Raw genomic sequence first — 13,669 nt, forward strand, 5'->3', positions numbered from 1 at the left:
TATGTTGATTGATTGCCGTTTTCAGCTACACATGGGTCAATTTCATATTGAACCTAGTTTCCAGTCAGATGCTGCTGTTATTGGGCTATTTGGTGCCTCTGGGTCAGGTAAAACATCGATTTTACATGCCATTGCAGGCCTGAACACTCCGCGTAGTGGGCTCATTAGGATACAGGACCAAACGTGGTTTGATTCAGATCAAAACATTAACTTGAGTACCCAAAAGCGGCATGTAGGATTAGTTTTTCAAGATGCTCAGCTTTTTCCGCATAAAACGGTAAAGCAAAACTTATTATTCGGCCTTAAGTACCTTACCCAACAAGAACGTCACTTTGAAGCAGATTATATTATTGAGTTATTAAAGTTAGGGCACTTATTACAACGCATGCCTATCAAACTATCAGGTGGGGAAAAACAGCGCGTGGCACTAGGTCGAGCATTGTTATATTCACCTAAGCTGTTACTCCTTGATGAGCCGTTATCAGCACTAGATGCAAATCATAAAGCTGAAATTATTCCTTTTTTTCAGAAAGTAAAAGAGGAAATAAAAATTCCAATGATTTATGTGAGTCATGATATTCAGGAAATTAAACAACTAACCGAAACAATGTGGGTTTTATAATTTTTCATATTACAAACATTATTTCAGCCATGTTGATTTATGGTTGTTAGCTAGCCCATAAACTGCCAGTTGGAGCAGATTTTCGGCGATCTTGGGCTTGTTGATAAAAACGCCAGAAAGCGAAAGCAAAAATGATAGCTAAGAAATCAACTACTAAGATTTCTCCACCATGTACCCATAAGCCACTTTGAGGAATGAAGTAGGCTAAAAGGGATGTAAGCGGAATCGCAAATAACACTAAAACCAAGGTTAACAGCAGTTGTGGTAAAGCTTTTGCATAGCCAATCACAAAGGTATAAATCAAACTCAGTAGGAAAATCGCATAATAACCATACATAAAGAGGTGATTCATGCTTTCAATTTTAAGCGCTGCGAAAAGCCAACGACTGGCCAACATTGTGCCCACGACTGCTAAAACACACCCTAAACATGCACCTATAGTTAAGTTCGCAAGGAACACTACATCTTTACGTTGAACAGGAACAGGGTCTTCAGCACGCTTTTGCTTACGTGCACGAGTTTCAACCCAAAGAATGTTACCTGTATAAAACAAGAAAGCGCCACCAACACCTAACACAAAATAAATCCAGCGTACGCCCGTACCACCAAAACTTCCAAAATGTAGACTAAACATGGCGTTGATTAACTTATTTCCAGCATCAGTCTGTGTGTTAATACCTTTATGATTAAAGTGCTCAACTGCATATGGATTCATACGCATAAAGTCATGATTCGCACCGCGCAACATCTGATCTGAGCTATACAGGGCAATACGTGCATTGGCTTTTTCAGGTTTGTCTAGGCCACTGAACTGGATATAGTCAACAGAATATTCAGGCGCTACTTTTTTAGCTTGGGCTAATATTTGCTGTACATCAATCTGTGTTTGTTTAGGTTGAATAAGCGCAGGGGGAGAACGCTGAAAAACAGGCTGTCCTTTGAGTGCAAGTTGTCCAATCGCATCATAAAAAAAGTCATGAAAAGCAAAGACAATAACGCTAATACTAATAATGATGTGGAAAGGTAAGCTGGTAATTCCAATCACGTTATGCGCATCTAACCAAAAACGCTTTTTATTTTTGCCAGGACGAATAGCAAAATAATCCTTTACCAAGGTTGGTAACAGAATGATTACTCCTGAAAGCAGGGCAAGAAAATATAAAATCGAAACAACACCCATTACATACAGGCCTAGTCCGTGATGGCCTGCCATGCCCGGTATACCTGCTGTTTCATGCAACTGTTCAATTAGCCAACCTGCCTTAGATAAGTTTTCTTGAGCAACGATTAACTCACCGTTGTTATCTAAGCTTGCCATCCACGTGGTTTGAGCAGCATTAAAGCCATCTCCACGTTCATGTTCGCTCCACGTAATGGGTGCATAGTGAAATTCATTGGACGATAAATTTAGTGTGAAGTTCTTTTGCGCAGCAGGATAGGCAGTCTGTATTTTTTGAATGAGTTCATTATATTGATCAGGTGAGACTTTCGGTAAAACTTGCTGTGTTGGGGTAGCCCACTTACTAATATGGTGCTGAAACATGCTGAGCCCACCAGCAAAGAAACAGATAAAAAGTAAAATCCCAGCACATACACCCACCCAAGTATGCATGCTTTTTGCTAATTTCATGATATCTGAACGTACTTTCATGTTTAACCCCGCAATACAAAAATACAGCTATACACTAGGGCATTCGCAATGAATAAATAGATAAGCGCTTTTCGTCCAGTCGTAAAAAAATAACTGCCAAACATAATAGGCATCCAAAACCAAGGAACACTCCACATACCTACTTGCACCAATAAATCCATGGCAACATAAGGTTGGCCTAATAAAACAATTAAATTACCAATAGCGATAGAAAGACTTAGACCTAAAACACCACCTGCAAACGTTTTACTCCACCAGTCTGGCTGGATCGGAGACTGAATTTTAGCTTTCATGAAATCAGTTTCCGTTTAAAAAGCGCCATAAAAGGGAGGAAAGACCACGCAAAAATGATAAGCATGAACCAACAAAAAGCAGCAACCACTTTTGGCAAGCTTGCAAAGAGCGCAATAAATCCAATGCCTAATAGCACTAGACCCAAATACTTAAAGAAAGTAGGAAGATGTTGAGACAACAAATTTTGGTTGCTATGACTACAATAGATACTGACCGCTCCCAACAGGGTCAAAAAAAGTCCTATAAGTTTCATAATCGATGTTTATAAGTAAATTAAAGTCAAAATTTACCCAACAGTATAAGTAAATAATAATTATTATCAAATGATAAATATAATTATTTATAGAATTGCAGTAAGTAAGTTAAGATAGGAGATAACTCATTAAAAATATTTATTTTGAAGTCGAATACAGTGAGTCATTATCTATACATTTCTGAACAAATCAGTAAATCAATTTATGAAATTTCGAACCCTATTTTTTTTACATCAGAGCTATTTTGTTATCGGCTAGATTTATCACAAACAACGCATTTGCATATAGACCAACAATTAGAGCATCCACTAAAAATTGCTCAAGCGCGTGTCGAACGTAAAAATGAGTACTTATGTGGCAGGGTTTTAGCTCAGGCTGTTTTAAATCATCATTTCGGTTTAGATCAGCCAATAACTTCTATGCATGAACATTTACCCATCTGGCCATCTCATGTTTTGGGGAGCATTAGTCATTCACAAAATAAGTTAATTGTTGGGCTATCTAATAGCGCACTTTATTTGGGAATTGATATCGAGCATTGGGTGACCTCAGAATTTGCTCAAGAGAGTGCACATCTTATTTTAACGCCATCTGAGTTTGATTTATGGAAAGGTAAAGCGGCAGAGTTTTTTGATTTTGCCCGCTATGTGAGCTTAATTTTCTCTGTAAAAGAAAGTCTATATAAAGCGGTTTATCCCACTGCAAAGCAATATATCGATTTCTTAGAAGCATCTATAGTCGATATTAATTTTAAAAATCAAACATTAACGCTAACTTTTTTGCCGGAAATTCAACAGCGCTATCAACTCTTAGAACAATATCAAGGTGGCTGGGCTGTAGAACAAGACCATATTATGACTTGGGTTTTTCAGGCACGAAATTTTGCTTAAAGCAAAAGAAGGCAACAAATTGCCTTCTTTTTATTTAGGATTTAATTTTCTTGTAACTTAGGATCTTGGAATCCTGTTTCACGCATATCTTGAGAGTTGAATAGGAACATAAATCCTACTGCAAAGCTTAGTATGCCAAAGAAGAGGATACTTCCTGATATTGGTAAAAACCGAGTTAAGAGACCTAAAGTTGTAGTGGCAATCGAATCGCCTAATGCATCTTGTGCGAGCCAAATTGCGTTAATACGTCCTAGATATTCATCAGGAGTATGTCCTTGTACAATGCTGTATTGAAGCAAGTTGGCAATCGACATCAAATATCCGAAAACACATAAAATGGGTAAAGTCACGATGAGCCAAGGTGAAAGTCCAATCATAATCATGCAACTAAAAACACCTAAACACGTATAGAGCATGACCAAGCCGGGTCTGAGTAAACGTGTTGTCCAGCCACTGAGTAAAGCACCTAAAGTCGAGCCTAAAGGTACTGCCGTATACATAAGCCCGAGTTCGAATGCACCGCCGTGAAAAATTTCATCTGCCATTTGTGGAAAAATAATTCGAATAGCACTGCTAAAACTAAGCAATGTGCCAATTAAAATGGTGCTACCGACTACTTTATTTTTAAAAACAAATTTAAACCCTTGAGCTAATTGGCGAAGAGGACTTTCGCCATTTGATGCATGTGGTGGTTTAAGCGCAGGTAGGCCCATTAATAAAAATACAGTGAGTAAAGTACCCACGGTTGACACCCAATACACGGTCGTAACACCACTAGCAGCAATTAAAATACCGCCGATTGCTGGTGAAATAACGGTTGCAAGCCGTACGGATACCATACTGATCGCACGGGCTTGTACAATATTTTCGCGTCCTACAATCACAGGCATAATCGCCATCATTGCGGTTACACCCAGTGCACCAAAGAAACCGTCCCATGCTGAGAGAAAATAAATGGCATACAGCGATGGATGCTCAAACATGGCGTTGATGGCGAGGCCAGCAAAGCCTAAGCCACACACACCACGTGCCAATAAAATCAGCCATTTTCGATCTTTGCGATCTGACAGCAAACCACCAAGTAACAAGCCAATAAACATGGCAATGCCTTCAAAAGCCATTGCAACAGCAACATTTAACGAACTACCCGTAATGTCATAGACTTGTTTTGGAATAGCTACGACCAACATGCCAATCGTTAACAATGACAATGTGCGAGCAATAAATACATGTCGGAAATGAGCATTACGTTTTAAAAGACTAAAATCGGTCAATATAGATTTGAAGCTCATGGCGTATGCTCCTCTAAACCGCGTGCCTGACAAATCATGCGGTTTAAAATCGGACCAAGTGTTTCAAGCTGCTGCGGAGACAATATATCGGTATGGTCCGCTTCACTCAGTCGAACAATATGGAGTTTTTTAACTAAAGGTGACCATTGTTGTTCTGGTTGGATATACGGCAGCAAGTCTTTTTCAGCGACAACTAAGTGTAGTTCACCATCAAAGTGCGGCATTTTATAGGGTTTTAATAAACGGACGGCATCGCGATAGTTTGCAAAAATATCCTCTTGTAAACGACGAGTTTCTTCATTTAATGCCGTATCTGCATCGGCTAAAATATCATTGAAGAATTGAAGCTGTTCTTGTTCAGCTTCAGCATTCATTTCCTCTACCGACAAATCTAACCACTGATGAATTTCAGCAGGGTAAGTGTCCAATAAGCCGAGATAATCAACTTTTTCACCTTGTTCAGTGAGCTTCGCTGCAACCGCATAAGCCACTGTACCGCCAAGTGAATAACCTAATAAAGTATAAGGGCCTGTTGGTTGTTGCTTGCGAATAATCTCAAGTTGTTTTTCAACCAGTTCGTCCATGTCATTGCTATTTGCCAATAGGCCATCTGGTCGAGGAGACTGCAAACCGATAATAGGCAAATCAGAATGCAGATAACGATTCAGAACCGTATATTGCCATGCTGAACCAGAACCTGGGTAGAAACAGAACAATGGATGCCCAGAGCCAGAACGGATGGGTAAAATAGGTTGCATGCCAGTTTGTTCAACTTCTGCCAAACGTTCTTGTGTAAGCAGTAAAGCTGCTAAACGTTGAATCGTGACATGACTCATCAACTGACCAATTGAAATGGTCCGCTTAAATACTTTTCGGATTTCAATTGCAAGCTTCATCACCAAAATGGAATGTCCACCAATCGCAAAGAAATCTTCGTTCACGCCAATATTTTGATCGGTGTTTAAAACTTGTTGGAAAATACGTGTCAGTTCATGTTCAAAAGCAGTGGTGGCGTACCGTTTTTCTGTATCTGAATGAGTAAGTTGTGGTTGCGGCAGCGCTTTACGGTCCAGCTTACCATTATGACTTAATGGGAATTTCTCAACTGACACATAGTGTGTAGGCACCATATATGTAGGAAGCTGTTTTGCCAATTGTTTCTTTAACTGGTCGACGTTTACAGGTGTTGTTGTTTGCAAGTAAGCAACCAATTGAACATCAGCTTTATTTTGCTCAGAAGAAATAGGATGTACAACCACATCAAGACCGCTGATTAAGCGTAATTGCTGTTCAATTTCACCCAGTTCAATACGTTGCCCACGTATTTTTAGCTGATCATCAGCACGGCCCACATATTGAATACTGCCGTCTGCATGCCATCGGGCAATATCACCAGTGCGGTACATGCGTTGACCTGCTGCGAATGGGTTTGCCACAAAACGTGTTGCTGTTAAGTCTGCTCGATGCAAATAACCCATTGCCAATTGATGACCTGCTAAATAAAGCTCACCGTCCACTCCAATAGGAACAGGGCGTAAGTATTGATCTAAAATATAAAGCTGGGTATTCCAGACTGGATAACCAATTGCGACGCTACTTTCTTCAGGATGTAATCCCAGTGTTGCGTCCATATAACTCACATCTACCGCAGCTTCCGTTGGGCCATATAAATTATGTAGCTCACAGCTAAAGTGCTCGGTAAATGATTTTGCTAAAGCCGTTGGTAATGCCTCACCACTACAGAACACTCGGCGGATTGGTAAACTTTGACGCTGAGCAGATGACAAAATTTCGGTAGCAGCATTTTCAAAAACGGCCAACATCGACGGTACAAAATGTAATGTTGTTACCTGATATTTTTGAATGAGGCTTAATAATGCCAATGGGTCACGGTGTGCATCTACTGGTGCCATAACCAATCGTGCACCTATTAAATATGACCAGAAAAACTCCCATACAGAGACATCGAAAGTACATGGCGTTTTTTGTAAAATCGTATCGGTTGCTGTCAGTGGATACTCTGATTGCATCCATAAAATACGGTTCACAATGGCTTGGTGAGAAACCATGACACCTTTTGGCTGGCCTGTTGTACCCGATGTATAGATTAAATAGGCCGGATGCTGTGGGGTAATAACTGTCGTTTTATAGCTACTTAAATCAACCTTTGTTTCATCAAACAATTCATTAAAAGCAAAGGTGGCTATTGATGGAGGGGCAATAGCAGCTAGATCTTTTTGTTCACCAATCACAAGTTTAGATTTGGCATCCTGCAACATAAATTTGATGCGTTCAGACGGATGTTGTAAATCAATAGGTAAATAAGCTGCACCTGCTTCAATCACCGCTAAAATAGCAATACTCAGTTTGACTGATCTTGATAGGGCAACCGCAACAATATCTCCAGCCTGTACACCTGCACTTTGTAATTGCTGCGCTAATGCAGAAACTTGCAAACGTACTTCACTAAAACTGAGCTGATGATTTTCATCAGATAACGCCGTTTGTTCAGGCGTAATTCGAGCTTGTTCTCTGAGTAATTGTTGTAATGTGCTCTGACGAACATAGTATTGGGTTTGATTTGTTTTCTGGATTAAATCGCGTTCTTCGGCCAGTTGTAAGCGATAATGAGCTAGAGAAGTCTCTGGTTCATTTAATGCAATTTCAATCAATTGAACCATTCGCTCTAAGAAATGCTCTGGTTGATCAATTACACCACGCTGTTCGAGCAATAGCTCAATTTGATGATCAGGAATAACCAACAAAGCAAGCGGGTAATGGCTATAACCACGATTTGTGAGTTTGGAAATAGTAGCATCGCCAAGTTTTTGCTGTAAATACTGGTTATCTGGGTAGTTTTCTACGACCAACAAACTATCGAAAAGATTGCCTTGCCCCACTAATTGCTGAATTGCGCCCAGACCCAAACCATCATGCTCTAAATGTTCAACATGCAATTGCTGTAACTGAGTCAATTGTTCCCAAAGTGTTTGTTGCATGTTGAGCTTTACACGCACTGGAATCGTATTTAAAAACAATCCGATCTGCTGATCTAAGCCATTGATAGGTGCTGAACGCCCTGAAACAGGTGTGCCAAACACAATATCTTCACGATGAGCATAAATATTTAAAGTCATTGCCCAAATCATTTGCATGAAGACATTGAGCGTGATGCCTTGCTGGCGTAATTTGTGTTGAAGTTTCGCACCCAACTCAGCACTTAAACGATATGAAGTTTCCTGTACAGCTTGCTGTGCTTGATTAAATAAAATAAGTGGCTGTAAATCTGCTAAATCACGTTGCCAAATTACTTTTGATGTTTCATGGTCACGTCCAGATAAAGCTTTAATTACCTGTTCATAACTATATTCAAGCCCAGGCAATTGTTGATTAGTTTGCTGATAGGCTTTAATAAAGTCTTGTAAAAACAGCGGAGTTGACCAACCATCTGTTAACAGATGATGCACCATAATCAATAGTTCTGACTGTTCAGGAGCATGTTGAATTAAGGTTGCCCGAATTAAGCCATAGGATTGGTCGAGATGAATCGGTTGCTGCAATACTTCTTGAATGGTTTGCTCAAGCAGATCGGGAGTGACTGAGCAAAACTGAACTGGCCAAGCTTGAGTAGGATGTAATGAATAGATAAAAACAGGTTCTTCAGCTAATTCACTATCAAAATGTCCGCCTAATTGTGGGTGACGTTTTAATACGGTAATCAACGCTTGCTGTAAACGTACCGGATCAATGTCTCCATTTAAACTAAGACGAGTAAAGGCATTATAGTTCGATTGATTTTCTACTTGAGATAAAAATAGCATGCCTTTTTGCAAAGGTAGCAAAGGTAAAATAGTGCTGTTTTTTCCATATTTTTCTTGAACCTTTTGTTCTAGGTCTGCTGAAAATAACGGTTTTGAAACAGCCGTTTGTTGTTCATCTAAACGGGTGAGTTGCGGTGCCATAGCGGCAACTGTTTTACATTGGAATACATCACTTGGTCTTAAGCCGTAACCACGTTGGCGTAATTGAGTACAAAGCATAATGGCCGAAATACTATCGCCACCTGTCATAAAGAAGTCGTCATCAATTCCAATTGCGTCAAGCTTAAGAACAGATGCAGTAATTTGACATAAAAGTTGTTGTTCAGACGTTTCGGCCATTCGGCTATGGGTACGAATTTGAGGCTTTGGCAGTGCTTTTTTATCGACTTTGCCACTTACATTTCGTGGAAATTCGGACATAACAGTCAGGGCAGAAGGCACCATATATTCAGGTAAGTTTTGACGTAACTGACTTAAATATTGCTGACTTAATTGCTCACTGGTTTTTTCATCGAGTTCAATGTCTTTGACCACACAATAACCGAGTAAACGATGACTGTTATTAATCGGTTCTGCAATCACGACTGCGCTTTCAACATTGGCTAAAATCGAAAGCGCATTTTCAACTTCACCAATTTCAACTCGATAACCACGAATTTTAATCTGGTCATCACAACGCCCCATAAATTCAAGTTTACCCGCGCTATTCCAGCGGACTAAATCACCTGTGCGGTACATGCGCTGTCCATGTTCAAATGGATTCGCTACAAAACGGGCAGCACTTAAGTCAGCTCGACCTAAATAACCATTGGCGATCCCAAAGCCAGAAATATAAAGTTCACCAATCACGCCTGTTGGGCATCGTTGCAAGTAGCGATCTAGTACGTAGGCCTGTGTATTACCAATAGGGTTACCAATGACAGGGCGAGCTGTTTGCTTTAATTCTGCTCGGAAAGTATCAACCGTATATTCTGTTGGGCCATACAAGTTATGAGCAAAAAGTTCTGGCTGAGCATTCAGCTGCTGCCATAAAGCTAACGGTGCAGCTTCACCACCAATCAAAATAAGACTTGGTTGATGTTGATTTTCAGCAAATAAACCATTCGTCATCATTTGCGCACAAAAAGATGGCGGTAAATCGAGTGTATCGATTTGTCGTTGTTGAATTTCTTGCACTAAGCCAAATGCATCACGACGCATGTTTTCATCAAAAATATGTAGCTCTTGGCCCCATAACATCCAGAAAACTTGCAACCAAGATGAGTCAAATGAGAAAGAGTGTGTATGCGCTGCACGTAACGGACGCTCAGGGAAACGCTGATTTACAGCTTCTAATACAGGCCAGTAAATAGTTGGTTTATGCGACAAAATGAGGTTGCGTAAAGAACCATGTGTATTCATTACTCCCTTAGGACGACCAGTACTTCCTGAAGTAAAAATTACATACGCGACATCTTGAAAATCAAATTTACGATTTTCGGTAGGAATATCACTCGCATCTTGCTTGCGAATTTGTGTTTGAACATCTTCATGATCAAGATATAGCTGTTGAATATTTTGTGGTAGTTGCTGTGCAAGTGCTTGTGTAGTTAATACAAATAATGGATTGGCATCTTCACACATCATCTGCATACGATCGATTGGGTAATCTAAATCGAGAGGCAAGAAACTCGCACCAGAGTTTAATACGGATAACATCACCACAACTGAGTCAATTGAACGAGGAATAGCTCCAGCAATGACAGTTTGCTTTTTGGCTCCATTTTCTTGTAAAAAACGAGTCAGTTGATTCACTTTTACAGCAAGCTCAGCAAAACTGAGATGCTGAAGGTTTGGACGTTCACCACTCACAATGGCGGTACGTTCAGGATATTTTTTCACTTGCTCATAAAAAATATCTAAAACATTATTATATTTTTCAGGGTGACTAACACGCGGACCAATACCACTTTGGGTCAGGGCAGCAAGCTCTTGTGATGTTGTAATATTAAAATTGCTACATGGCTGTTCTGGACGAATCAAGGCTTGTTCGAGCAATAACGTTAGGCGTTGACCATGGTTAAATAGCTCATCTTGTGTATAACGCTGCGAATCCGCACGTAGTTCGATAATGAGTTCATGATTTTGAACAATAAAGGAAAACTCAAAATCATCAATTGGTCCTGTAGAAATATGGTGTGTTTTGACCTTTTCACCATCTAAAACCAAGTCTTGGTCAAAAGCTTTATAATTTAAAATAGGACCGTACATTCGTTCATGAATATCGATACTATTTAAATCTCTTAAAATTTGTTCTGCATCGTATTTCTGATGCGGACGAATTTCTCGTAATTGCTCTTGTACATGTTGAGCTAAGCTCACCCAACTGTCTTTTTCAGCAACTTTAAACTTCACAGGCAAGACATTTACCGTAGGTAAGGTTGAGCGAATCGCTTTTGAACCTAAACGGCGCATAAATGGAATACCGTTAACCAAAGCAGCTTTATCGGTCATTTTGTAAATATAATGTAATGACAATGACATCATCATGTCATTCAAAGCTAATTTGGATTGCGCCGCTAAAGCTTGAATCTGCTCTAAAATTCCTGTCGAAAAACGCAGCTGATGCTTAATAAACGTCGCTGTGGTTTTTGCCGCTAAATGATGAGTACTTAAACTAACTGGACTAGGTAAATCTTCACAATATGCCATCCAGAAAGCTTGGTCTATTTTAAATTGATGGCTATTTTCATAAGCCTGACGCTCAGAAATAACTTCATTGACGCCAATGAACGGAGAAATCGAAAGGTCTTTTTCTTCTTGTAATTGTTGATAGAGTTCAACAATACGTTTGGTTAGGTTAATCATGCTAAAACCATCAAGCATGATGTGGTGATAACGTTGGTACCAATACACTTTGTCATGGGTCGTAAACAACACCTGACGGAACAGTTGAGATTCACCCGCTTTAAGTGATTTAGCACATTGACGATCTGATGGCATCCAGTCCCATAAACGTTGCTGAGCTTTTTTTGGCGTTAAATGACAAAAATCAAATTCTTCAATTTGAAACTGAACTTGGTTATTAAGCTCAATAAACGGTTGAGACGGGTCAGATGAGTACGAAGCAATGACCGTATCGGCTTCATTTAAGCCGATTTGAATTGCTTTTTTAAATGTGGGGATATCGACAGTTTTTGGTAGTTCCAAACAATGTGCAATGGTATATAAGTCTTCAATTGAACTTAAATGATCGGCAAGAAAAATACCGAGCTGAATAGAGGCCAATTCAAAACGAGCGGGTTGTGAAAGGTCCGGAGTAAATTCATTATTTAATGCCTGATTCATGACAATACTCCTTTACGCTTGTTGAAAGGGGTTAATTGCAAGCCAGTGCTTTTCTACATATGCAATACACGAAGCCCGCGTATCTGGTCCATGCTGAACATCCCACCCCGACGGCACTTGATGTTGAGCAGGCCATAAACTGAACTCACCTTGTTGATTTTTTAAAACCTGAAAAGACAAACTTTCGTTATCGAAAGGATTAATATAGTTTTCCTGTAAGTTGCTCATGATATTGTTATCCTTGATGAAACAAATGGTTATAGTGAAAGAGTTTTTTGCAATGCCTTAAGCAAGTCGGTACGCCAGTTCACGGCATCATGTCCGCCCTGAAAAGTGTGAAAACTCACTTGATTGAATGATTGCAATTGTTGATAAAGCTGAAGGGCATCGTCCCGCATATCGGTTTCATACGTGCCGGCACTGATATAAATTTGAGTTGTTTTTGATAATGGATGAGATAGGTTTTGAAGCAGTTCTAAAATATTACCTTTATGTTTTTGCCCTAAAATACTGTTTGAAAAATCTGACCACCAATAAGATCCAGATTGCAAAATCAGGGAAGTAAAAATGGTCGGGAACAACAAAGTGCTATGTAAAGCGCATAATCCACCTAAACTTTGACCACATAACGTAATGTCTGTTTTAGAAATAAAGGAATATTCTTTTAGAAGCGTTTCAATAAGTTCATCAACCAGCGCCTGACTAAACGCATCATGACAACCATAATCTTGTTGGCGTTGTTGACTATTTAAACTATGAACAAAAACATAAACTGCTGGACGAATCTTATTTGAATCAGTTAAATGCTGAAGATCGGGAATAATCGAAAGCTCTCGGCTCCAGATTTGGCCATCAAGCAAAATGATGAGTGGCAAGTCTTCTTGAGTTGATTGATGACTAATAAAAATGTCGACCAAATAGTCCTGCTGGCATAAGCGACTTGACCATTGAAATGTTTTTGTAATCGGGCAATCGGCTATTAAAGATTTCGTGTTTTCAAGTTGAATTTGATTGATATATCGAGCCAGATGTCCCGTGTAAAACCGATGTTGATTGAATGGATCAATTTGAGCACTCTGTTTAAGCTGGGTTTGCCACCATGCGCGTCGCTTTGCTGCACAATCTGTTTCTGGGGCTTCCTCACTAGCAGTAACTACAACATAACTACCCGCCCAAGCTAGAGGCAGTTCTATTTCAAAAAAGTACACATCTGTCCCAGCTATACGGCTAAAACGATTCCACTTTTGATAGATAGAAGGGCTTTGTGAATAGATATCGATATAAACAAAAAGGCTTTCTTTGAGTTCAGAACTACGCCAAATAAAGGTACATAGCGCTTTATTTTTTTGTAGGTTGACCAGCGGGCTACCTAGTTTTTTTACGGTATTCCACCAGACTTCACTCCCAACATTGATTTGTTGAAATAGGGGATGTAAGGGCTGAGAAAATGGCTTCATTTTGAGTCCATCTCGACAAGAAAGCGCGGTCAAATTATCAGAATGATTCTCATTAGTAAAT

8 protein-coding genes are annotated in these 13,669 nt (G+C 39.7%); 2 read left to right on the plus strand and 6 right to left on the minus strand.

Features of this window, described 5'->3' with window-relative positions:
- Window position 1: 1 nt before the first annotated feature.
- Window positions 2-622, plus strand: coding sequence for an ATP-binding cassette domain-containing protein (locus tag OD757_RS10020; RefSeq protein WP_263031765.1), 621 nt, complete (start codon window positions 2-4; stop codon window positions 620-622).
- A 46-nt stretch (window positions 623-668) separates the two neighbouring features.
- Here OD757_RS10020 and OD757_RS10025 read toward each other — a convergent pair whose 3' ends face one another.
- A complete protein-coding gene (locus OD757_RS10025; RefSeq protein ID WP_263031766.1) occupies window positions 669-2,273 on the minus strand; it encodes a PepSY-associated TM helix domain-containing protein in 1,605 nt (534 codons plus the stop codon).
- Between the two features lie 2 nt (window positions 2,274-2,275).
- Entirely contained in the window at window positions 2,276-2,566 is a 291-nt protein-coding gene (locus OD757_RS10030; protein ID WP_263031767.1) for a hypothetical protein, read from the minus strand.
- Window positions 2,567-2,979: 413 nt separating this feature from the next.
- On the opposite strand from OD757_RS10030, the gene OD757_RS10035 reads away from it, so the two are divergent.
- Window positions 2,980-3,711 carry a 4'-phosphopantetheinyl transferase gene (locus OD757_RS10035; protein WP_263031768.1) on the plus strand — a complete coding sequence of 244 codons (732 nt, stop codon included), beginning with the start codon at window positions 2,980-2,982 and terminating at the stop codon, window positions 3,709-3,711.
- Between the two features lie 41 nt (window positions 3,712-3,752).
- Here the strand turns inward: OD757_RS10035 and entS are convergent, their stop codons facing one another.
- From entS to fes, 4 genes are read right to left on the minus strand one after another with little or no spacing between them, the layout of a single operon-like run.
- Window positions 3,753-5,003, minus strand: a complete 1,251-nt coding sequence (entS, locus tag OD757_RS10040; RefSeq protein ID WP_263031769.1) for an enterobactin transporter EntS — start codon at window positions 5,001-5,003, stop codon at window positions 3,753-3,755.
- Window positions 5,000-12,151: a non-ribosomal peptide synthetase gene (locus OD757_RS10045; protein WP_263031770.1), complete on the minus strand. Its 7,152-nt coding sequence runs from the start codon at window positions 12,149-12,151 to the stop codon at window positions 5,000-5,002. The genes entS and OD757_RS10045 overlap by 4 nt, the downstream gene beginning before the upstream one ends.
- Before the next feature lie 12 nt (window positions 12,152-12,163).
- Window positions 12,164-12,379, minus strand: coding sequence for an MbtH family protein (locus OD757_RS10050; RefSeq protein WP_013197941.1), 216 nt, complete (start codon window positions 12,377-12,379; stop codon window positions 12,164-12,166).
- 29 nt (window positions 12,380-12,408) lie between these two features.
- Window positions 12,409-13,608: an enterochelin esterase gene (gene fes / locus OD757_RS10055; protein ID WP_263031771.1), complete on the minus strand. Its 1,200-nt coding sequence runs from the start codon at window positions 13,606-13,608 to the stop codon at window positions 12,409-12,411.
- Window positions 13,609-13,669 lie beyond the last annotated feature (61 nt).

Origin of the sequence: Acinetobacter sp. AYS6 (assembly GCF_025630795.1) — a bacterium.
Taxonomy (GTDB): domain Bacteria; phylum Pseudomonadota; class Gammaproteobacteria; order Pseudomonadales; family Moraxellaceae; genus Acinetobacter.

Bases quoted from the DNA above. Each gene is read 5' to 3' on its own strand.
- OD757_RS10030 (WP_263031767.1), bottom strand. From the start codon at position 2,566: ATGAAAGCTAAAATTCAGTCTCCGATCCAGCCAGACTGGTGGAGTAAA.
- OD757_RS10045 (WP_263031770.1), bottom strand. From the start codon at position 12,151: ATGAATCAGGCATTAAATAATGAATTTACTCCGGACCTTTCACAACCC.
- OD757_RS10050 (WP_013197941.1), bottom strand. From the start codon at position 12,379: ATGAGCAACTTACAGGAAAACTATATTAATCCTTTCGATAACGAAAGT.
- fes (WP_263031771.1), bottom strand. From the start codon at position 13,608: ATGAAGCCATTTTCTCAGCCCTTACATCCCCTATTTCAACAAATCAAT.
- OD757_RS10025 (WP_263031766.1), bottom strand. From the start codon at position 2,273: ATGAAAGTACGTTCAGATATCATGAAATTAGCAAAAAGCATGCATACT.
- OD757_RS10020 (WP_263031765.1), top strand. From the start codon at position 2: ATGTTGATTGATTGCCGTTTTCAGCTACACATGGGTCAATTTCATATT.
- entS (WP_263031769.1), bottom strand. From the start codon at position 5,003: ATGAGCTTCAAATCTATATTGACCGATTTTAGTCTTTTAAAACGTAAT.